General features: G+C 68.1%; 18 protein-coding genes. 10 read left to right on the top strand and 8 right to left on the bottom strand.

All coding sequences use genetic code 11. The annotated features are described in order from the left end of the window. The first annotated feature begins 56 nt into the window (after positions 1 to 56). Positions 57 to 1,733, top strand: a complete 1,677-nt coding sequence (locus AC1DZY_RS07585) for a mucoidy inhibitor MuiA family protein (protein ID WP_476819487.1) — start codon at positions 57 to 59, stop codon at positions 1,731 to 1,733. Positions 1,734 to 1,748: 15 nt separating this feature from the next. On the opposite strand, the gene AC1DZY_RS07580 is transcribed toward AC1DZY_RS07585, so the two are convergent. Further along, positions 1,749 to 2,675: a hypothetical protein gene (locus AC1DZY_RS07580; protein ID WP_476819486.1), complete on the bottom strand. Its 927-nt coding sequence runs from the start codon at positions 2,673 to 2,675 to the stop codon at positions 1,749 to 1,751. 264 nt (positions 2,676 to 2,939) lie between these two features. On the opposite strand from AC1DZY_RS07580, the gene AC1DZY_RS07575 reads away from it, so the two are divergent. Both AC1DZY_RS07575 and AC1DZY_RS07570 read left to right on the top strand, forming a co-directional pair. Beyond that, a complete protein-coding gene (locus AC1DZY_RS07575; RefSeq protein WP_476819485.1) occupies positions 2,940 to 4,232 on the top strand; it encodes an adenylosuccinate synthase in 1,293 nt (430 codons plus the stop codon). Between the two features lie 86 nt (positions 4,233 to 4,318). After that, entirely contained in the window at positions 4,319 to 5,572 is a 1,254-nt protein-coding gene (locus AC1DZY_RS07570; protein WP_476819484.1) for a histidine kinase, read from the top strand. Between the two features lie 65 nt (positions 5,573 to 5,637). On the opposite strand, the gene AC1DZY_RS07565 is transcribed toward AC1DZY_RS07570, so the two are convergent. After that, positions 5,638 to 6,588, bottom strand: coding sequence for a polyprenyl synthetase family protein (locus tag AC1DZY_RS07565; RefSeq protein ID WP_476819483.1), 951 nt, complete (start codon positions 6,586 to 6,588; stop codon positions 5,638 to 5,640). 76 nt (positions 6,589 to 6,664) lie between these two features. Here AC1DZY_RS07565 and mtgA point away from each other — a divergent pair, with 76 nt between their 5' ends. Together mtgA and rpmF are read left to right on the top strand one after the other, a co-directional pair. Beyond that, the gene (gene mtgA / locus AC1DZY_RS07560) at positions 6,665 to 7,384 is read left to right on the top strand and encodes a monofunctional biosynthetic peptidoglycan transglycosylase (RefSeq protein ID WP_476819482.1); all 720 of its coding nucleotides are present in this window, start codon (positions 6,665 to 6,667) and stop codon (positions 7,382 to 7,384) included. A 290-nt stretch (positions 7,385 to 7,674) separates the two neighbouring features. After that, positions 7,675 to 7,860, top strand: a complete 186-nt coding sequence (rpmF, locus tag AC1DZY_RS07555) for a 50S ribosomal protein L32 (RefSeq protein ID WP_047582212.1) — start codon at positions 7,675 to 7,677, stop codon at positions 7,858 to 7,860. A gap of 98 nt (positions 7,861 to 7,958) precedes the next feature. Here the strand turns inward: rpmF and AC1DZY_RS07550 are convergent, their stop codons facing one another. Further along, positions 7,959 to 8,156: a hypothetical protein gene (locus AC1DZY_RS07550; protein ID WP_476819481.1), complete on the bottom strand. Its 198-nt coding sequence runs from the start codon at positions 8,154 to 8,156 to the stop codon at positions 7,959 to 7,961. 181 nt (positions 8,157 to 8,337) lie between these two features. On the opposite strand from AC1DZY_RS07550, the gene AC1DZY_RS07545 reads away from it, so the two are divergent. Next, positions 8,338 to 10,029 carry a bifunctional diguanylate cyclase/phosphodiesterase gene (locus tag AC1DZY_RS07545; protein ID WP_476819480.1) on the top strand — a complete coding sequence of 564 codons (1,692 nt, stop codon included), beginning with the start codon at positions 8,338 to 8,340 and terminating at the stop codon, positions 10,027 to 10,029. Positions 10,030 to 10,222: 193 nt separating this feature from the next. Here the strand turns inward: AC1DZY_RS07545 and phaR are convergent, their stop codons facing one another. Beyond that, a complete protein-coding gene (phaR, locus tag AC1DZY_RS07540) occupies positions 10,223 to 10,819 on the bottom strand; it encodes a polyhydroxyalkanoate synthesis repressor PhaR (protein WP_476819479.1) in 597 nt (198 codons plus the stop codon). A 332-nt stretch (positions 10,820 to 11,151) separates the two neighbouring features. Here phaR and AC1DZY_RS07535 point away from each other — a divergent pair, with 332 nt between their 5' ends. The 3 genes from AC1DZY_RS07535 to phbB are packed head-to-tail and all read left to right on the top strand — an operon-like array spanning position 11,152 to position 13,326. Then, positions 11,152 to 12,333 carry an acetyl-CoA C-acetyltransferase gene (locus AC1DZY_RS07535; protein ID WP_476819478.1) on the top strand — a complete coding sequence of 394 codons (1,182 nt, stop codon included), beginning with the start codon at positions 11,152 to 11,154 and terminating at the stop codon, positions 12,331 to 12,333. Between the two features lie 3 nt (positions 12,334 to 12,336). After that, positions 12,337 to 12,552: a DUF1737 domain-containing protein gene (locus AC1DZY_RS07530; protein ID WP_476819477.1), complete on the top strand. Its 216-nt coding sequence runs from the start codon at positions 12,337 to 12,339 to the stop codon at positions 12,550 to 12,552. A gap of 51 nt (positions 12,553 to 12,603) precedes the next feature. Then, positions 12,604 to 13,326, top strand: a complete 723-nt coding sequence (gene phbB, locus AC1DZY_RS07525; RefSeq protein WP_476819476.1) for an acetoacetyl-CoA reductase — start codon at positions 12,604 to 12,606, stop codon at positions 13,324 to 13,326. 21 nt (positions 13,327 to 13,347) lie between these two features. On the opposite strand, the gene AC1DZY_RS07520 is transcribed toward phbB, so the two are convergent. Both AC1DZY_RS07520 and AC1DZY_RS07515 read right to left on the bottom strand, forming a co-directional pair. After that, a complete protein-coding gene (locus tag AC1DZY_RS07520) occupies positions 13,348 to 14,547 on the bottom strand; it encodes an MFS transporter (protein WP_476819475.1) in 1,200 nt (399 codons plus the stop codon). A gap of 90 nt (positions 14,548 to 14,637) precedes the next feature. Further along, positions 14,638 to 15,768 carry a serine hydrolase domain-containing protein gene (locus tag AC1DZY_RS07515; RefSeq protein ID WP_476819474.1) on the bottom strand — a complete coding sequence of 377 codons (1,131 nt, stop codon included), beginning with the start codon at positions 15,766 to 15,768 and terminating at the stop codon, positions 14,638 to 14,640. Between the two features lie 180 nt (positions 15,769 to 15,948). Here AC1DZY_RS07515 and yddG point away from each other — a divergent pair, with 180 nt between their 5' ends. Then, complete coding sequence (yddG, locus tag AC1DZY_RS07510) at positions 15,949 to 16,842, top strand: aromatic amino acid exporter YddG (protein ID WP_476819473.1); 894 nt, start codon at positions 15,949 to 15,951, stop codon at positions 16,840 to 16,842. 169 nt (positions 16,843 to 17,011) lie between these two features. Here yddG and AC1DZY_RS07505 read toward each other — a convergent pair whose 3' ends face one another. Together AC1DZY_RS07505 and lysA are read right to left on the bottom strand one after the other, a co-directional pair. After that, positions 17,012 to 19,717 carry a TIGR02302 family protein gene (locus AC1DZY_RS07505; protein WP_476819472.1) on the bottom strand — a complete coding sequence of 902 codons (2,706 nt, stop codon included), beginning with the start codon at positions 19,715 to 19,717 and terminating at the stop codon, positions 17,012 to 17,014. Positions 19,718 to 19,852: 135 nt separating this feature from the next. Continuing rightward, positions 19,853 to 21,142, bottom strand: coding sequence for a diaminopimelate decarboxylase (lysA, locus tag AC1DZY_RS07500; protein ID WP_476819736.1), 1,290 nt, complete (start codon positions 21,140 to 21,142; stop codon positions 19,853 to 19,855). Positions 21,143 to 21,255: the final 113 nt, after the last annotated feature.

Below are 21,255 nucleotides of genomic sequence, written 5' to 3'. Positions count from 1 at the left end.
CGCGCCGGAATCCGCCCCGCCTATCACGTCACCGTGATTTGGGAGGGGATAGCATCATGATGAGCCGACTCGCCGCCGCACTGATCGTCGCACCGAGCTTTGCCGGCGCGGCCGAAATCGAACTCGCCTCGCGCATCGACCGCGTCACCGTCTATCCCGACGGCGCGGTCGTGACCCGGCTGGGCCGGGCCGAACTGCTGGAAGGCGCCTCGCAGATCGTGCTGCGCGGTCTGCCGGCCGCCGTCGATCCCGGCTCGATCCGGGTCGAGGGCAAAGGAGACGCCGGCTTCGCGATCGGAGCGGTCGATGTCCGCCTCGCGCCCGGCGAGGCGAGGCCCGGCCTCGACAGCGTGATCGAAGGCAAGCTCAAGACGTTGCGGGGCGAGAAGGCCGCGCTCGACGGGCAGGCGGCGGCAATCGAGGCCAAGCGCGCCACGATCGAGCGCTTCGCCCAGACCGGTCCCGACAAGCTCGGCCCCGAGGGCAAGGCGTTAGCCGTCGCCGACTGGCCGGCGGTGTTCGACGCGATCGGCACCGCGCTGGTCAAGGTCCATGAGGAGTTGCGCGGCGTCCGCGCCCGGGCTGTCGAGACCGAGGCCGAGATCGTAGCCCTCGAACGCGCCCGCCCGCAGGCCGGACGGCCCGGTGCGCCCAGGCGCGATGTCGCCATCGCCGTCGAGGCGCGCGCGACGGTCGCCGCCGAATTCACCGTGAGCTATCGCGTCACCGGCGCGAACTGGACGCCGCAATACGAGGCGCGGCTGTCGACCGGCAGCACCACGGCCAAGCCCGAGATCGCCTTCGTGCGCCGGGCCGAACTGCGCCAGCGCACGGGCGAGGACTGGAGCGACGTCGCGGTCACGCTCTCGACCACACGCTCGGCCGGCGGCACGCGCGCGCCGGAACTGCCGGCCATGCAGGTGATGTTCTTCGAGCCGCCGACGGTTTACGAGAGCCGGGCCAGGACGAGTGCGGCCCCGGCTGCTCCCGTCGGCCGTGCCTTCAGCCCTGCCGCCGCGCTGGAAGACCGCGTTGCAGGCGCCGCCAAGCAGGAGGCCACGATCCAGACCGCGACGGTCGAGGCCGGCGCCTATCAGGCGAGTTTCGCGGTGCCCGGCCGTGTCACCATCCCGCAGGACGGTTCGTCGAAGGCGGTCGTGCTGAGCCAGAGCAAGATCGCGCCTGCCCTGCTCGCCCGCACCACGCCCGAGCTGGAGGAGCGCGCCTATCTCGAAGCGGCATTCACCCATGAGGAGGAGGCGCCGCTGCTGCCCGGCGAGGTCTTCCTGCACCGTGACGGCGGCTATATCGGCAAGGGCCGGGTCGGGCTTGTCGCGCCCGGCGACAAGGTCGAGCTCGGCTTTGGCGCCGACGACAAGCTCAAGGTGACGCGTAGCCCCGTCCGCCGGCGCGAGAACGACCCGACCTGGCTCGGCCAGACCCGCACCGACCTGCGTGAGTTCAAGACGGTGGTGAAGAGCCTGCACGCGCAGGCCGTCAAGGTCGTCGTCACCGAGCGCATCCCCTTCTCAGAGGTCAGCACGATCACCATCGAGACCCTGCCGCAGACGACCCCGCCGACCGAAAAACTGGTCGGCGACAAGCGCGGCGTGCAGGCCTGGAGCTTCGATCTGGCTGCTGGCGCCGACAAGGAGATCAAGCTGGCCTACCGGATCAAATGGCCCGGCGATCGCGAACTCACCTTCGCGCCGCAGGCCCAGCCCCAGCGGTAAACGCCGGGCAGGCCGTCAGGCGATATTGGCGATCGGCGCGAGCCGGATCCGGTCGAGCTTGGCGATGCGGTCGCGCTGGACCTCGAACACCCCGGGCTGGCCCTTCACCGGGTTCTGGAACACCATCCAGTTGGGATGGAGGCCCCATTTGATGCCGTCCCTGGCCTCGCCCGCCGATTCGTAGTTGCGCAACGCGGTCTTGCCGTAGAGCCCGCGTTGCGCCGAGGCGAGATCGAGCCCGCCCATCGAATCGCTGACGAAGGACTGGTGCATGATCTGACCAGGCTCGGTCACGGCGATGTGCCCGACATAGCCGGCAGCGAGTCCGGCCGGCCCGCCCGGGATGATCTTCCCGTAGTCATCGACCCGGACGACGACGTGGCTGACGCTCGGGTCGATCGCGCTGATGTCGGTGATCGCCTTGCCGCCCCGCCTGAGCACCCAGTCGAAGATCACATCGATGGTAGCCTTGGGACCCGGCTCCTTCTCGTCATTGGCCGCCGTGCTCCAGTCGCGGCCCATCACTTCGTGGAAGAGGTAGTTGCCGACGAAGCCATTGCAGTCGAGGCCGATATTGCGGTTCGCCCAGTCCTGCAGCGCGCCGTCCTGGACGAGACCGAGCTTCACCGCCAGTTGCAGGACGATCTGGCAATCCTCCGGCGAACCCTTGCCCCAGAACGGATTGATCAGCGCCTGACGGATATGCTCGCGGCTGGAAAACAGCATCGTCATGCCGTTCACCACAACCTCCAGAAAGGCGTATTTATTGCCCTTGAGGTTCCTGGTGTAATAGTCGCCGACCGCGCTCCAGAACTGGTACTGAACCGGCGTCGGGTTGCCGATATGGTAGCGATCGACCTGGATCGGGTAGATCTCGGCCTTGCCGGGCACCTTGATCGGTAAGTAGCGGGCGGCGTATTCGGACGGCTTCAGCGTCGACATCGTCTCACCCCGGCTTTCGCAACAGGACGGCGGGTCACGCTACCGCAGTCGGCCATGAATGGAAATGACTTTGCGGCAAGGGCGCGGTGCGAACGGCGGTGCAAAAATCGCCCCGGTCTTGACCTCGCCACCCTATTGGCCCAAGAGGGCTTGCAAGAACCTGCTTCGGAACCCCGGTCTTGCGCCGGGGTTTTTCATGCGCTGGTGCTTGCCGGAAACCGTCAGGGCAAGTCACCCGTCGAGACAAGCAGGAAGACCTGAACCATGGGCAATGTGGTGGTGGTCGGCGCCCAGTGGGGCGACGAGGGCAAGGGCAAGATCGTCGACTGGCTGTCGAGCCAGGCCGACGTGGTGGTGCGCTTTCAGGGCGGCCATAATGCCGGGCACACGCTCGTCATCGACGGCGTCGTCTACAAGCTCTCGCTGCTGCCCTCGGGCATCGTGCGTGGCGGCAAGCTCTCGGTGATCGGCAATGGCGTCGTCGTCGATCCCTGGCATCTTGTCGAGGAGATCGACAGGCTGCGCACGCAAGGCGTCGCGATCTCGCCTGAGAACCTGCGGCTCGCCGACAATGCGACGCTGATCCTGCCGCTGCATCGCGAGCTCGACCATTTCCGCGAGACCTCGAATGCCGGGCTGAAGATCGGCACGACCAAGCGCGGCATCGGCCCGGCCTATGAGGACAAGGTCGGCCGGCGCGCGATTCGCGTCGTCGACCTGAAGGATCCCGAGATCCTGAAAGCCAAGATCGAGCGGCTGCTGGCGCATCACAATGCGCTGAGGCGGGGCCTGGGCATCGCCGAGGTCGATGGCGCGGAACTGCTGTCGCTGCTGACCAGGATCGCGCCGCAGGTCCTGCCCTATGCCGATACGGTATGGGCCCTGCTCGACCGCGAGCGCCGCGCCGGCAAGCGCATCCTGTTCGAGGGTGCGCAGGGCGCGCTGCTCGATGTCGACCACGGCACCTACCCGTTCGTGACCTCCTCCAACATCGTCGCCGGCCAGGCCGCGACCGGCTCGGGGCTGGGCCCCTCGGCCGTCGGCTATGTGCTGGGCATCGCCAAGGCCTATACGACCCGCGTCGGCGAGGGCCCTTTCCCGACCGAGCTCTTCGACGAGATCGGTGAGCTGATCGGCCAGAAGGGCAAGGAATTCGGCGTCGTCACCGGCCGCAAGCGCCGCTGCGGCTGGTTCGACGCTTGCCTGGTGCGCCAGACCGTCAAGACCTCCGGCATCGACGGCATCGCGCTGACCAAGCTCGACATCCTCGACGGCTTCAGCGAGATCAAGGTCTGCACCGGCTACAGGCTCGACGGCGAACTGCTTGAGCACTTGCCCGCCGGCCAGAGCGACCAGGCCCGTGTCGAGCCGGTCTATGAGACGATCGAAGGCTGGGAAGGATCGACCGCGGGCGCGCGCTCCTGGGCCGACCTGCCGGCGCAGGCGATCAAATATGTCCGGCGTATCGAGGAGCTGATCGGCGCGACCGTCGCCGTGCTTTCGACCAGCCCGGAACGCGACGACACCATATTGGTCCATAATCCTTTTGAGGGGTAGCTCCGCCCTGCGGGCTACCGCTCCCCACCAAGGCAGATCCGCCTTCGAGGGTTGACGGGTCCAGCCAACATCGACAAGTGAGGCCAATGGCCGATTTCTATCCCATCCTGGCGCGTGCGGTTGCCGGGCTGCCCGACAAGTCGCCACCGGCGCGTCAGGCGGTCTATGACCGGGCCAGGACCGCGCTCGTCGCACAGCTGCGCAGCCTCGACCCGCCGCTCGGCGAGGCCGAGATCATGCGCGAACGTCTCTCGCTCGACGAGGCTATGGCCAAGGTCGAGGCCGACTATGGCGGCGGCCCGGCGCAGCCCGGCGACCAGACGGTCGCAATCTTCCGGTCCGCGCATGAGCGGCTGCGCGAAGCGCCGCCGCCACGGGAAAGTGCCGAGCTTCCGCCGCAGCAAACCACGGCCGGCGTCCAGCCCGATCCCGTCGCGGCGCAACCTGCCGGAACCGAACCCGAAGCGCCATTGCCGGAGCCGGCCGAAGCCCAGCCGATCCGTCCGCGCGTCGCGCCGCCGCGCGACCGCCGCGTCAACCCCGGCCATGTCCGCACCGCCATCGTCGGCGTCGGCGTCGCCATCGCGGTCGCGGCGATCGCCGGCGCCGCCTATTACGTCAACAAGATCAAGGCGCCAGAGACAGCCGCCCGCCCCCGCCCGGAGGCTCCAGTACAGCCGGCCCAGCCCGACGCCGCCGGCAAGCTCGGCGACCGCGTCGGCGAGGTGCAGCCGCCCCCGCAGCAGGCGCGGCCCAACCCGGGCGCGACCGCCACGGCGCCGCAAGGCCCCGAGGTCGCTGTCGCGCAGCGCGCCATCCTCTACACCGAGGTGCCCGAGAACCCGCAGCAGCCGCGCGCCATCAACGGGCGCGTGTTCTGGCGGCTCGATTCCGAAAGCGTCGGGCAGGGCCGGCCGGTCGAGACCATCGTGCGCGCCACGATCGAGGTGCCCGAATCCGGCCTGTCGCTCGATTTCACCATCCGCCGCAACGCCGACACCGCCTTTCCGGCCTCCCACATTATCGGCCTGCGCTTCAGCGGGGCGGGCATCCAGGGCACGGACGCGATCCGCGAGGTCGGCGTGCCGCAGTTCAAGACGGACGAGAACGAGCGCGGCGCGCCGCTCTCGGCGATCAACTCGGCATTGGGCGAAAACCTCTTCGTCGCCGCGCTCTCGAACGTGCCCGTCGAGGTCGACCGCAACATCGACCTGATGACCAGCCGCAACTGGATCGACGTGCCCGTGCGCTTCGTTTCGGGCCGGCGCGGCATCATCACCTTCGAAAAGGGCTTTTCGGGCGGGCAGACGCTGGCGGACGCGTTTGGGCGGTGGCGCTAGGGGTGAGATGAGGGGTGGGAGTGGCCGCTTTCGACCCATAGCGGCCATCTCGCCCGCGCCAACTCCTAACTCCGCCTCTCAGCCGCAAACCGCGCCGCTGCCCTCAGCATGTCCGCCTCCGGCCCGAACCCTGACAGCGCCATGACCGCCTGCTCGCTCAGGCGATCGCGCTCCCGCTTGGCCGCGTCGAGCCCCAGCGCCGTAACCAGCGTCGCCTTGCCCTTGTCCTGATCCTTGGCCGTCGCCTTGCCCATCGCCTCGGTGCTGGCCTCGACGTCGAGAATGTCGTCGGCGACCTGGAAGGCTGCTCCCAGCGCCCGGCCATATGCCACAAGCGCCAGACGCTGGCTGTCCGTCGCAGCCCCGATCAGCGCGCCGATCTCGACGCTGGCCGCCAGCAGCGCGCCGGTCTTCATCGCCTGCAGCAGGCGGATATCGGCCTCCGACAGCCGTCGCGGCACGCCGCCATCGAAGCGCCCCTCGGCAGCGAGATCGAGCATCTGCCCACCTGCCATGCCGCCCAGCCCCGAGGCCCGCGCCAGCGCCAGCACCAGGGCGGCCCGCACCTCGCCTGACGGATGCGTCTCCGCGTCGGCCATCACCTCGAAGGCGAGCGTCAGCAGGCTGTCGCCGGCAAGGATCGCGGTCGCCTCGTCATAGGCCTTGTGCACGGTCGGCCGGCCACGCCTGAGATCGTCGTCGTCCATCGCCGGCAGATCGTCATGCACCAGCGAATAGCAGTGCACGAGTTCCACCGCCGCGCCCGCCCGCTGGGCGCAGGCGGGATCGCCGCCGAGGAGCCGCGCCGTCTCCACCGTCAGGAAGGGCCGCAGCCGCTTGCCGCCACCGAGCGCGCCATGGCGCATCGCCGCCAGCAGCGGCTGCGGCCGCGGCCGCGCCATCTCGCCAGCGCGGGGCGCCTCCGACAGCAGGGCATCGAGCAGGGTCTCGATTGCCTGCGCCGTCTGTGCGAGGCTTGCAGACAGGGCGTCGGGCTTGCGTCGGGCGGAACTCATGCACGGATCTCGCGTTGCCTGCTCCGGCGGGCTTGCCGGAGCCGTGCGGAATCGTCAAGCCGAGGGGGATATGGGCATGGCGGGCGCGGAAGCGACGAAGCCGCGAGGGTTGTTGGGCCGGCTGCTGCGGTGGGTCTTCGGCCTCGTCCTGCTGGGTCTGGTCCTGCTCGCGGTGGCGCTGGTCGCCTATCGCTTCGTCCCCGTGCCATCGACGCTGATGCTCGGGCGCTGGATCACCTTCCAGCCGGTCGAGCGGCAGTGGACGGCGCTCGCCGACATCTCGCCGGCCCTGATCCGCGCCGTGATCGCCTCGGAGGACCAGCGTTATTGCCAGCATGCGGGCGTCGACTGGGTCGAGCTCAATACAGTGCTGGAGGATGAGGACGGGCCCGGCCGCGGCGCCTCGACCCTGACCATGCAGACGGCCAAGAACGTCTTCCTCTGGCCCGGCCGCTCCTACATCCGGAAAGGGCTGGAAATCCCGCTCGCGCTGGCGATCGATCTCGCCTGGGGCAAGCAGCGCGTGATGGAGGTCTATCTCAACGTCGCCGAATGGGGCGACGGGCTCTATGGCGCGGAGGCCGCCGCGCAACGCTATTTCAAGAAGGCAGCGACCGGGCTGACGCGGCAGGAGGCGGCAAGGCTCGCAGCCGCGCTGCCAAACCCGATCGCCCGCGATCCCGCCAGGCCCAACCGCGCCTTGCAGGCCGGCAGCGCCCGCGTGCTCCAGCGCATGGGCCAGGTCGGTGCGCTCAGCAACTGCGCCGTGCCGGAGGGCGAAGAGGATTTCGATTGAGCAGTTTTGACGTTATGGTGTGGAAACACCACCGTCATTCCGGACCAGCGGCGAGGCCGCGCCGATCCGGAATCCATCGTAGAGCGCATAGCCCTTCGATGGATTCCGGGTCTCCGCTGCGCTGCGCCCGGAATGACGGCGTATGGTTCTTGAAAAACATCTTGCGCTGGCTCTAGCCATGCCTCGCGCCAGCGTGTATGGGCAACGCCTCACGAGATTGATCCGTCGTCGTGACGGCAGCGCGGCCTTTGAGGTGGCGCTTCCGGGCGGCGGCACGATGGAGAAGTATCATGGCCGTTCCGAAGAGAAAGACGTCGCCGTCGAAGCGGGGCATGCGCCGCTCGGCCGACGCGCTGAAGCAGCCCACCTATATCGAAGACAAGAACTCCGGCGAACTGCGCCGCCCGCACCATGTCGATCTGAAGTCGGGCATGTATCGCGGCCGCCAGGTCCTGAAGGTCAAGACCGACGCCTGATCGCTTCGGCCCTTAAGCGGGCCGGCGACAGTCTCAATGAAACAAGCCGGCCGCGAGGCCGGCTTTTTCTTTGGCGGGCAGCCTTGGGTGCGAGGCGATCAGGCGAATTTGAGCTTGCGACCCGGAACGGCGCGCGCGGCCGCGCCATAGAGCCTCGCCGCGTCTCGCGGCGTCTCGCGGCCCCGGCGCGCGAACGGACCGATTTCGGCCTGGCTCGCGGCGAGTTGCAGCAGCAGCATCGCCATGTCCGACGCCGATGGCCCCCCGGTGCGATCGCGATCGTTGAAACCCGTCATGTTCCGCTCCGGAACGCCCTGTGGCGCTGGAGTTCAAAACTGCAAGCGGGCGGCCAGACTTAACGGGGCGTTAAACCAAAAAGCCGCATCGTTTCGAAACATCTCCCGTTCCATCCGGGCCAGGACGACACAGCCTTAAGCCCGGCATCCTGCGCCCTGTCCGCCTGAGGCCAACAGCCCGATGCCCGCGCCGTCGATCCTGAGTTCCCGCGACGACAGCCAGATCGATCCGCGCAGCCTGCTCTCGTCGATCGGCGAGGTCGTCTACAGCTGGGACATCGCCAGCGACGCCCTGAAATGGGGGCCCAATGCCGGCGAGGTGCTCGTCGGCGTCTCCGAATCGGTGCTCGCCCGCGGTCTCGCCTTCGCCGGCCTCGTCGAGCCCGGCAGCGGCCGCAGCCGCTATGACGCGATCTACTCCTCCAGCGGCCAGGACAGCGGCGAGGGCGTCGTCTACCGCACGCGCTACGCCGCCGATCTCGCCGGCCGCAAGATGTGGATCGAGGACGCCGGTCGCTGGTTTGCCGGAACCGACGGCCGCCCGGCGAGCGCGCGCGGCGTGCTGCGGCTCGAACGCGGCGTCAGGCCCGACGAGCTCGGCGCCCCCGGAAGCGAACTCTGCGACCGCCATTCGCTGGTCGAGCGGGTCGAACTCGCTTTGTCCGAGCATCTTCCGGCCGAGCGGGTCGTCGTCGTGCTGGTCGCGGCGATCGACGAGCTGACACGACTCAACGACGATTTCGGCCATGAGGCCACCGACGAGATCATCGGCGTGGTGCAGGACCGGCTGCGCTCGGTCATGCGCCGGCGCGACCATCTGATGCGCTATTCCGGCAACCGCTTCGCCATCCTGCTCACCGGCTGCCCGGCAAACCAGGTCGAGGCGGCGGCGCGCCGCTTCATCAAGGCCGTCGCGCATTCCGCCATCGAGACGGCGCGCGGCATCGCTTTGGCGCGGCTGCGCGTCGGCGCGGCGCTTGCGCCCGATTTGTCGAGCCATGCCGGCGCGCTGGTCGCTGCCGCCGAGAACGCGCTCGCCAACGCCAAGGCCGGCGCGGTCGATTCGGCCGTGATCGCCAGACGCTCCGACATTCGCGAGGCTGCCGCCGACCGTCCGGGCTTCGATCTGCAGGCGGTGGCGGCGCTGAACGAGCGGCGGGTGCAGCTCGCCTTGCAGCCGATCGTGCGGGCAAAGCAGCGCGACGTCGCCTTTCACGAAGCCCTTCTGCGCGTCGGGCAGGGCACGGACGGCCTGTTCTTCGCGCCGGCCGAACTGATCCCGCTGCTGGAGCGGCGCGGGCTGGTGCGGCTCTTCGACCACCGTGTGCTCGAACTGGCGATCGACCTGCTCAAGACCGACAGCGCATTGTCGCTCTCGATCAACGTCTCGCCGCGTTCATTGACCGATCCGGAATGGCTCGACGCCTTCCTTGCCTGCACCAACGCCGCCCGCGGCGTCGCCTCGCGCCTGATCGTGGAGGTGACGGAAACCGCCACGATCGACGACCCCGCGCGCATGGCCAAGCTCCTGACCGCGATCAAGGGCCAGGGCGCGCGCATCGCGATCGACGATTTCGGCGCGGGCCACACCTCGCTGCGGCACCTGCGCGCCTTCCCGATCGACATCCTGAAGCTCGACGGCGCCTTCACCCAGAACCTGCGCCGCTCGACCGATGACCGCTTCTACGTCCGCACCCTGCTCGACCTCGCCCGCCATCTCAATGTGGAGACCGTCGCAGAATGGGTCGACGACGACCTGCAGGCGACGATGCTCAGCGACTGGGGCGTGACCTATCTGCAGGGCCATCTGGTCGGCAAGGCGGAGATCTGGCCTGTCGCGGCGGCTCCGGTGCGGGCGAGCGCGGCGGGCTGAGTGACCGAGCCACCAAGGATTGCCGCCGGACGACCGACGCCCGTCATTCCGGGCGCAGCGAAGCGGAGACCCGGAATCCATCATAGAGCACGACAGCGCCTTATGATGGATCCCGGATCGGCGCGGCTTCACCGCTTGTCCGGGATGACGGCTGTAGTTCCGGGCTAGAGCCCCCAGACTCGGCCGAACCGTCTCACTTACCCTTCGACAGCTTGTCCAGGCGCTCGCGCATCTCGCCGAGTTCGCGCTTGAGGTCGCCGAGGTCGTCGCCCTTGGCCGGCGTGGAAGCGCCGTCGTCCTTCGCCTTGGCGGCGGCGATGGCGGTGAACGGGTTGAACATGCGGAAGGCGTCGGTGAACAGCGCCATGTTGGCCCGCGTCTGCTGCTGCAGCGCATCCATCGCCGCTCCGCCGCCGAAGGTGCCGCCGCTGAAAGCCTTGGCCATCTGCTCGCGGAACTGACCCTGGTCCTTGGTCAAATTGTCCATCGAGAATTCGAGATAGCGCGGCACCAGCGCCTGCATGCTGTCGCCGTAGAAGCGGATGAGCTGGCGCAGGAAGGCGATCGGCAGCAGGTTCTGCCCGTCCTTGGCCTCCTCGTCGAAGATGATCTGCGCGAGCACCGAGCGCGTGATGTCTTCGCCGGATTTCGCGTCATAGACCACGAAGTCCTCGCCGCCGCGCACGAGACCGGCAAGATCCTCGAGCGTCACATACGAACTGGTGCCGGTATGGTAGAGGCGACGATTGGCGTATTTCTTGATGACGGTCGGTTCTTTTTCGCTGGCCATCAGAATCCCGCATGACGCTGGTTCGCGCCCTGCCCCGAATATCGCGGCACGACCGAACGGAACGATCTTCAGGTCCAACGATAGCTTGTCAGTGGCGCGTCGCAAGTTTTTTGAGCGTGCAGCGCAAAAACCCGACTAAAGTTGGGCTCCCGCTGCCCGTGTTTGCGGCAGCCTGCAACATGACAGGCCAAAATTTTCGCAAGCCACAAGCCCTTGGGCTGACTTGACGCAAGCGCGGCAGGCTTCGAAGGTGCCTTCATGAAACCGGGCGGCCCGAAGCGAGAGCGGGTCGTCGCGATAGCAGCCGAGACAACGCGAAAAGGAACTCTCCCATGGCTGATACGGATATCGTCATCGTCGGCGCGGCTCGCACCGCGGTCGGGGCTTTCAACGGCGCCTTCGCCAACACGCCGGCCCATGAGCTCGGCGCGGCCGCGATCAAGGAGGCGCTCCTCCGGGCCAAGGTCGATCCCGCCGATGTCGACGAGGTCATCATGGGGCAGATCCTGACCGCCGGTCAGGGCCAGAACCCGGCCCGTCAGGCCGCAATGGCCGCCGGCATCCCGCAGGAGGCCTCCGCCTGGGGCCTGAACCAGCTTTGCGGCTCGGGCTTGCGCGCCGTCGCGCTCGGCCTGCAGCAGATCGCCAATGGCGATGCCGACATCATCGTCGCCGGCGGCCAGGAATCGATGTCGATGTCGCAGCATGCCGCGCATCTGCGCAACGGCACCAAGATGGGCGACACCAAATTCATCGACACGATGATCAAGGACGGGCTCTGGGACGCCTTCCACGGCTACCATATGGGCACCACCGCCGAGAACGTCGCGACGAAGTGGCAGATCAGCCGCGAGGAGCAGGACAAGTTCGCCACCGCCTCGCAGAACAAGGCCGAGGCCGCGCAGAAGAGCGGCCGGTTCAAGGACGAGATCGTCCCCTTCACCATCTCGACCCGCAAGGGCGACATCGTCGTCGACGCCGACGAGTATCCGCGCCACGGTGCCACCGTCGAGGCGATGGCCAAGCTCAAGCCCGCCTTCTCCAAGGACGGCACGGTAACCGCCGGCAACGCGTCGGGCATCAATGACGGCGCCGCCGCGCTCGTCATCATGACCGCCAAGGAGGCGGCCAAGCGCGGCCTCAAGCCTCTGGCGACGATCCGCTCCTGGGCGACGGCCGGCGTCGATCCCGCGATCATGGGCTCGGGCCCGATCCCGGCGACGCGCAAGGCGCTCGAGAAGGCCGGCTGGAAGGCCTCCGATCTCGATCTCGTCGAGGCCAACGAGGCCTTCGCGGCGCAGGCCATCGCGGTCAACAAGGACCTCGGCTGGAACACCGACATCGTCAACGTCAATGGCGGCGCGATCGCGATCGGCCATCCGATCGGCGCTTCGGGCGCACGCGTGCTTGTCACGCTGCTGCACGAGATGGAGAAGCGCGACGCCAAGAAGGGCCTCGCGACCTTGTGCATCGGCGGCGGCATGGGCGTGGCGCTCGCGGTCGAGCGGGCCTGAGGCATGGCGCGTCAGACGACGCTCTACCGCTACATCACCGGGCCCGATGACGCCGCCTTCTGTCATCGGGTGTCGGAAGCTCTGAGCCGGGGCTGGGCGCTCTATGGGCACCCGACCCTGACTTTCGACGCCGCGAGCGGGCGGGTCTTCTGCGGCCAGGCGATCATCAAGGACGTGGACGCGTCCTACACGCCCGACATGAAGCTTTCAGAGCAATAGAGAAAACAACAGCGCAGTCGCGAGAACTGCCGACCAAAGGGGAGATAAACGATGTCCAAGGTTGCACTGGTCACGGGCGGAACACGCGGCATCGGCGCCGCGATCTCGAAGGCGCTCAGCGAGGCCGGCCACAGGGTCGCGGCGAGCTATGCCGGCAATGACGAGGCGGCGGCGAAATTCCAGGCCGAAACCGGCATCCCCGTCTTCAAATGGGATGTCGGCGATTTCGACGCCTGCGCTGCCGGCGTCGCCAAGGTCGAGGCCGATCTCGGCCCGATCGATATCCTCGTCAACAACGCCGGCATTACCAAGGACGGCTTCTTCCACAAGATGACCAAGGACCAGTGGTCGGCGGTCATCCGCACCAACCTCGACTCGCTGTTCAACATGACCCGGCCGGTGATCGAGGGCATGCGCGCCCGCTCCTTCGGCCGGATCATCGTGATCTCCTCGATCAACGGCCAGAAAGGCCAGATGGGGCAGGTCAACTACTCGGCCGCCAAGGCCGGCGACATCGGCTTCGTCAAGGCGCTGGCGCAGGAGAACGCCAACAAGGGCATCACCGTCAACGCGATCACGCCGGGCTATATCGGCACCGACATGGTCGCAGCCATGCCCGAGGAGGCGCTGAAGCGCGTCATTGCGGGCATTCCGGTCGGCCGCCTCGGCAAGCCTGAGGAAATCGCGGCGATGGTGGCCTTCCTGGCGTCCGACCAGGGCGGCTTCGCCACCGGCGCGACCTTCGCGGTCAATGGCGGGCAGTATATGGCCTGAGGCTTGCGGCCGAAGGCCTGCTCAGCGCCGCGCCTTCGGCAGCAGGAACGTCAGCAGCCCCAGCGCGGGCAGCCAGGCGCAGAGCCCGAACACCCTGACGATGCCGATCTGGTCGGCGAGCGCGCCCAGGCCCGCCGCCGCCACGCCGCCAAGCCCGAAGGCCAGCCCGTAGAACAGACCGCCGACCAGCCCGACCCGGTGCGGCACCAGATCGATCGCGTAGATTAGGATCGACGAGAAGGCGCTCGCCATGATCAGGCTCACCAGCACGCTGAGGACGCCGGTCCAGAACAGATCGGCAAAAGGCAGCATCAGCGCGAAGGGCAGCGAGCCGACAATCGACAGCCAGATCATCTTGTCGCGGCCGATCCTGTCGCCGATCATCCCGCCGACGATGACGCCGAGCGCGCCGACCACGAGATAGAGGAACAGGAGCAGCTGCGAAGCCTGAACGGTCACGCCGAAGCGCTCGATCAGATAGAAGGTGTAGTAGGAGGTGAAGCCCGCCGTATAGGCGTTCTTCGACATCAAAAGCACGATCAGAACCGCCATCGCGAACAGGATCTGGCGGCCCGACAGGCCATGACCCGCAACCGCCTCGTCGGTCCCCGCCTTCGCCGCGACCTGGCTGCGCCGCAGCGCCGCATAGCGCGAGGCCGTCCAGGCCATCAGCACCATCGCGACGAGCACGACGCCGGAAAACCAGACCAGGCTCGCCTGGCCGCGCGGCACAACGACCGCCGCCGCCAGCAGCGGACCAGCCGCATAACCGGCGTGGCCGCCGACCTGAAACACGCCCTGCGCCAGCCCCTGCCGCCCCGCAGCCGCATGGCGCGCCATGCGGGTGGCCTCGGGATGGAACACGGCCGACCCCAGCCCGATCAGCGCCGCGGCGACCAGCACGACGCCATAGCTTGCCGCAAAGGACAGCGTGACGAGCCCCACGAGCGTGGCGCACATCCCCACGACCATCGCATAGGGCCAGGGCCTGCGGTCGGTCAGATAGCCGAGCAGCGGCTGCAGCAGCGACGATGTCACCTGGAAGGCCAGCGTGATCAAACCGATCTGCGTGAAGTCGAGCCGATACGCCTCCTTCAGCAGCGGATACACCGCCGGAATCATCGACTGGACGAGATCGTTCAGCAGATGCGCGACACTGAGCGCCGCCAGAACCGGCATGACCGGGCGACGCGCGGAGACAGGCAGGGAGATCGTCGTCATGGCGGTGGCTTTGGGCCGTCGCGCCGATCAGGTCAATCGCCGCGGACGCATAGACGCCATGGCGAGAAATAAGGCATGCCGCCCATGGCTTCAGCGCCGCGCCGCCAGCATTCGGTCGACGAAACCGTCCAGCGCGGTCTTGTCGATCCAGCGCAGCACCGCCACCAGATCCTGCTCGGGATCGAGCCAGATCACGTTGACGCCGGCCCCGAGAGCGAAGACGGCGCTCGCGGGCACATGCGGTCGCGCGGCCGCGCCCCGGTTCAGCCACCAGAGATAGCCGTAATTGCCCAGCGTCGGCGAGGGCGACAGCATCCGTGCGATCCAGTCGCGCGAGAGCAGTTGCCGGCCGGCCCAGACGCCGCCGCGCGCGATCAGCAGGCCGACGCGGGCATGGTCGCGCGCGCCGATGAACATCCCGCCGCCCCAATGGCCGCCGCCGGGCACGGACTGCATCCGCCGCCCGTCGATCTCGACGAAGGAGTTGCTATAGCCCTCCCAGCGCCAGTCCTGCGACGCGCCGACCGGGTCCATGATGCGCTCGCGCAGCACCTCGGGCAACGGCCGCCGGAAGCGCTGCAACAGGCAGAATGCCAAGAGATTCACGCGGACATCATTGTACTCGTAGTGGCTGCCGGCCGGGAGCAGGTCGCGCTTCTGGCCCTTGCGGCTGTTGTCGGCGCCCGGCCCGATCTGGCGATTGTGATCGACCTGATCGGACTTGCCGAAAATCTCGCCCTGCCATTCGCTCGACTGCTGCAGCAAATGCCGCCAGGAGATGGCGCGGTTTCGCGCGCTCTCGAACCACGGGCCGGCGACGGTCTCAGCCACCGGCGCGTCGACATCGCCGATCAGTCCGTCGGCGAATGCCAGGCCGGCCAGGATCGCGAGATAGCTCTTGGCGATCGAGAAGGTCATATCGGTGCGGGCCGTGTCGCCCCATTCGGCCGCGATGCGGCCACCCTTGACGATCAGCCCGGCCGGCTCGCCGCGTTCGCGCACGGGGCCGACGATCTCGCTCCACGGCCCGGTCTCGTTCCATTCGACGAGACCGACATAGCGCCCGTCGGGATAATGCAGGCTGCGCGGCCAGGTGCTCTCGCTGGCTTGTGCAAAGGCGATCGCCGACTGGAGCGCGGAGGCGTCGAAACCGGCCTGCGCCGGCGAAACCTTGTCCCAGGCCTCGCCATCTCCGGCGGGTACATAGTTCGCATCGGTCACGCGCTATCGCTCCGGGGCTGGAACTCGAGGGTCGTCGCAATCGCGCCATCCTTATGGAGCGCGGCGGAAGCCGGCAACCGCGCGCTGTCGTTGGCGGCGATGCCCCGCAGGCCATGGGCAGCGGCCCGCCGGTCTGCTAACGCCAGCGCCACCTGCCCTTGCGCTTAAAGCCAGCCCGTCATGACCTCCCGCACCGCCACCCTCACCGGCTTCGTCGCGATCCTGCTCTGGTCGACGCTGGCGCTGTTCACCGCCATGACGGGCCGCGTGCCGCCGTTCCAGCTCGTCGGCATGACCTTCGTCATCGGCGGGCTGACCAACCTCGTCGTCGCCGCCGTCCGCGGCCAGATCCGGCGCGTCGTGCCGACGCCGGCCTCGTTCGCGCTCGGGCTTTACGGGCCGTTCGGCGACACCTTCCTGTATTATGCCGCCGTCAAGACCGCGCCGGCCGCCGAGGCCAACCTGATCCACTATCTCTGGCCGCTGCTGATCGTGCTGTTTGCAGCCCTGCTGCCGGGCGGCGGGCTGAAGCTGCGGCACCTCCTGGGCGCGCTGATAGGCCTTGCGGCGACGGTTCTGCTGGTCTCCGGCGGTCTCGGCACGGGCGGTGGACTGTCGCTCGGCCATGCGCTGGCGGCGCTGGGCGCCTTCGTCTGGGCGAGCTATTCCGTGGTCTCGCGCCGGTTCAGCGAAGTGCCCTCGGAATCGCTCAGCCTCACCATGCTCGGCTGCGCCATCCCCGCCTTCGCCTGCCATCTCGCCTTCGAGACGACGCTGTGGTCGCTGACCGCGATCGAATGGGGCGGCGTGCTCGGCCTCGGGCTGGGCGCGATCGGGCTTGCCTTCGTCGTCTGGGATATCGGCATGAAGCAGGGCGACGTCGCGCTGCTCGGCGTCGCCTCCTACGCCGCGCCGGTTCTTTCGACGATCATCCTCGTGCTGGCGGGCTACGCCGCGGCGAGCTGGCTGCTGGCTGCATCCTGCGTGCTGATCGTGGTCGGAGCGCTGGTGGCGAGTTGGAGTGGTAAAGCCAAACCGGCACCGGACGAAGCGCGTGGAACCCCTCTCCTGTAAGGAGAGGGGCAGGGGAGAGGTGACGGCCGCTCGAAAAACGAGACGCAAACCAAACGGCACGCTTCGGCAAGGTCTCGCCCCATGCGGACAACGTCCGACCCCTCACCCTGCCCTCTCCCTCCGGGAGAGGGTTCCTCGTGCCTTTATCGAGAACGGCGGCAGCCAGTCGTCAATTGCGCCTGAGCAGCCGCTCCAGATAGTCCAGCTCCTCGGTGGGCCGTGACGGATCGCCGAGGCGGCGGCGCAACTCATCGAGAATCCGCCGGGCCCGCTGCGTCGCGCTTTCGTCGGCGCCGGGCACGCGGACACGGCCATCGGCCCAGTCGCGCTGGCGCTGCGGCCGGCCGAGCGGGTCCTCGCGGCCACGCTGCTGCGCAGAGGGACGTCCTGCCGGCTGGCCGTCGGGCTCGCCGAACGCGCCCTCGGTGCCATCGCCCTCGCCGGGCTGACCCTGCATCTGCTGGGCCATGCTCTGGCCGCCCTTGCGCAGCGCCTCCAGCGCCCGCCCCTGCGATTCCAGCGCGCCTTCGCCCTGACCCTGGCCGAGCTGGCCTTGCGCCTCGCCCATCGCGTCCTCGGCCTCGCCGAGTTCGCCCTGGCTCGGCGCGCCCATGCCGCGCATCCGGCGCTGCAGCTCCTGCAGCCGCTCGCGCAACGCCTGTTGCCGCTCGGACAGGCCCTGGCCGCCCTGGCCGTTCTCGCCCTGCTGGCCTTCGCCGTTTTCGCCGTCCTCGCCCTCGCCCTGGTCGCCGGGCTGCTGGCCCGGTTGCTGGCCGCGTTGACCGCGCTGGCCCTGCTGACGCTGGCCCTGCTGGCCGGGGCGCGCCTGCTGCTGGCCCGGACGCTGGCCGCGCTGGGTGCGGTTCTGGCGCTGCTGCTCCTGCTGATAGGTCTCGTCGCGCAGCTGCTGCTGTTCGCGCGTCATCTTGTCGAGGTCGCTCAGCGCCTGATTCATCTCGCGCTGGCGCGGGTCCTGCTGTCCGGGCCGCGCCATCTGCAAGTTGTTGAGCATCTGGTTGAGCTGTTCCATCAACCGCTGCGCCTCGGCCATGTCGCCGCGCTTCGACAATTCCTCGATACGGTTGAGCATGTTCTGGAGATCGCGCGGCGTCACCGAGCGGAAATTCTCCGGCATCTGCGCGTTCTTCTGGTCGCCATTCTGCTGCTGACGCTGCATCTGCTCGGCGAGCTGTCGCATGAAGCGGTCCATCGCCCGCCGCATTTCCTCGGTCAGCTTCTTGATCTCTTCTTCGGAGGCGCCGCGTTCGAGCGCCTGCTGGAGATTTTCCTGCGCCGCCCGGAGCGCCCGCTCGGCGTCGGAGAGATCGCCATCCTCGAGCTGGAGCGCCATCGACCACATCAGATCGGCGACATCGCGCAGCTGGTCGTCGCTGGTCGAACGGCGCAGCCGCTCGTTGATCATGCGCATGCCGAGATAGACGCCGGTCTCCTTCATGAACAGTTCCGGCTCGATCAGCAGCGCGTCCATGGCGAGCTGGACCTTGCGCCGGTCGTCGACATCCATGACGAGCTTGCGGCGCTGCTCGACGAGCGCCTTGGCGAGCGGCTTGGTGAAGGTGCGCTGCGGCAGCGTCACCTCCATCGGCTCGCTGCGACCCTCCTGCCCGGCCTCGTCGCGGGCGACGAGCGTCATGCGGACCTTTGCGCCCGCCCAGGGATGGGCCGAGAAATCGACCGTGCTTTTCGATTCCTCATCGCCGGTTGAGGAGGACGGCACCGTCAGCCCCTGCTTGGGCGGCTCGACCAGAGATCGCCCGGTCGAGGCCGGCCCCGGCCGCGACACCACGACCTCGGCGGCGCTGACGCCGTAATCGTCCTTGGCGCGATAGGTCAGCGAAAGTCCGCCGGCCTGCGCGCCGGTGACGGGCTTGGGCGGCTCGACGAAGCTGATCTGCGGCGGCTGGTCGGCGATTGCGGTCAGGGCGAGCGTCGTGCCGGGCGCACCGGGACCCGTCAGCTTCAGCGTGCCGTTGCCAGCGAGCGTATAGCGCTTCTCCAGCACGGCAGGCGCGTCGGCGGGCGTCGCAGGCACGGGCTTGCCATCCTTGGCCTCGGGCACCGGCAGCGCATCGAGACGCCCGGTGGTGGCGACGTCCATCCGGGCCTTGCCGGCGATCCGCACCACGATAGTCGATTTCTCGGGCGCGCTGAAATTCGGGCTGAGGCCACGGCCATGCTCGATCCGGGCGAAATCGATCAGGATCGGCGGCAAGCGCGTATAGGCCGGCGGGTCGATCCAGGCGTCGATGCGGATGGCGGGCGCGGGAGCGACCGGCCCGCGCCAGTCGAAGGCGGCCCGCAGGCGCGGCATGGCCTCGTGTCCGGCGACAAAGAAAGCCGTGACGGCGGCGAGCACCGGCACCGCGCGCAACGCGAAACGATCGCGGCCCGCCATCAGCGGATGCGGCGCGGAAACCGTCAGCCCGGCGATCTGCCGGCTCTGACGCTCGACATGCAGTTTCCACAGGGCCTGCGAAACCGGATCACCCGAGCCGACCGCGAGGCTGTCCTCCAGCGACGAGGCCGGACGATGGCCGCCGGCAAGCGACTGGTCGAGCCGCGACAGAGCATCGCGCCGCGTCGGCAGCCGCACCGTGGCGACATGCCAGAAGCCGGCCGCGAGCGCGGCCGAGAACAGCACGATGCCGAGCGCCCGGCCCTGCCAGGGCAGGTGCGTCCACAGACCAAGCCATGACACGGCGAGAAAACTGAGGAGAATGGCGAGAGGAAGCCAGAGCCGGGGCCAGACACGCTCCCAGCCGAGCGAGATACGCGAGGCAATGGCGAGACGGGCGAGCCGCTGCCTGATGCTCTCGATCGGATCAGACGCCTTGCGGCGCTCAGCCTCATTCATGCCGTCGCTCCGAGCCGCCCCCGCGCCATCTCAAGCCTTCGATCCACGAGACACAGGCTAGCACGTGAATGTGGCAAGGCCAGAGCGAAGGTCGTCCGCCCACAGCCGGCTCCGCTTTTTGTGAAGCTCAGGCCTTCAGGACAGCCAGGGCGGTGCACGATCCGTGCCGAGAAGCTCCTCATAGCTCTGGCGCGGCCTTGTCACGGCGAACCGGCCCTCCTTCACCAGCACTTCGGCCACCAGCAGCCGCTGGTTGTAGGTCGAGGACATGCTGGCGCCGTAGGCGCCCGCGGTCATGAAGGCGATCAGGTCGTCGGGCTGCAGCGCCGGCAGAACGCGGCCGGTGGTGAAGGTATCGCCTGATTCGCAGATCGGACCGACGACGTCATAGGCGACATTGCGTGCATCCGCCGCAGGCTCGGTGACCGGCCAGATCTCGTGATAGGCCTCGTACATCGCCGGCCGCACCAGATCGTTCATCGCGGCGTCGACGACCAGAAACTGCTTGGTCGGGCGGGGATTGAGATGCAGCACCCGCGTCAGCAGGATGCCGGCATTGCCGACGATGAGCCGGCCCGGCTCGAAGCCGAGCTCGACGTCGAGCCCCCCGGTCACCCGGGCGACCATCGCGGCATAGGCCTCGATCAGGTCCGGGCCATGGTCGAAGTCTTTTGGAATCTCGTAGGGGATGCCCAGGCCGCCGCCGAGATCGAGCCGGTCGACGCGATGCCCCTCGGCCCGCAGCGACCCGACGAGCGCAGCCATCTTGGCGTAGGCCGCCTCATAGGATTCGGTTTCGCGAATCTGGCTGCCGATATGCAGCGCCAGCCCCATCATCCGGACGCCGGACTGGTTGGCCGCGCGCGCATAGAGCCGGCCGACCTCGTCGAATGAGACGCCGAACTTGTTCTCGGCCGAGCCCGTCGTGATCTTGGCGTGGCCGCCGGCGCCGATATCGGGATTGACCCGGAACACCGCCTCCTGGCGCTTGCCGAGCGAGGCGGCAACGCGCGAGAGCATGTCGAGCTCACCCTCGGTCTCGATATTGACCTGGTAGATCCCGGCCTCGACGGCGAAGCGCAATTCGCTCTCGGACTTGCCGACACCGGAGAAGACGATCTTCTCGGGCGGAAAGCCCCCAGCAAGCGCCTTGCGGATCTCGCCTTCGGAGACGGTGTCGGCCCCGGCGCCGAGCGCCGCCAGCGTCTTCAGCACACCGAGATTGCCGTTGGCCTTCATCGCATAGAAGACATGCGCTTTGCCGCCAGGCGCGGTTTTCGCCATTGCTTCGGAAAAGAGGCGGTAGTGCCGCTCGATCGTAGCCGAGGAATAGACGTAAGTCGGCGTGCCGACCTCGGCGGCGATCATCCGCAGATCGACGTCCTCGGCAAAGAGCGAGCCGTCGCGATAGTGGAAATGATGCATCGGGATGCTCAGACAGGGTTTGAGGCCAACCAGAGCCCTCATCCTGAGGAGCGCTTCGCAGGAGCGCGTCTCGAAGGATGCTCCAGAAAACGCTGGCTGGAGCATCCTTCGAG

Source organism: Allobosea sp. P2_A10 (genome assembly GCF_056405115.1).
This window is presented reverse-complemented; position numbering and strand designations above follow the sequence as displayed.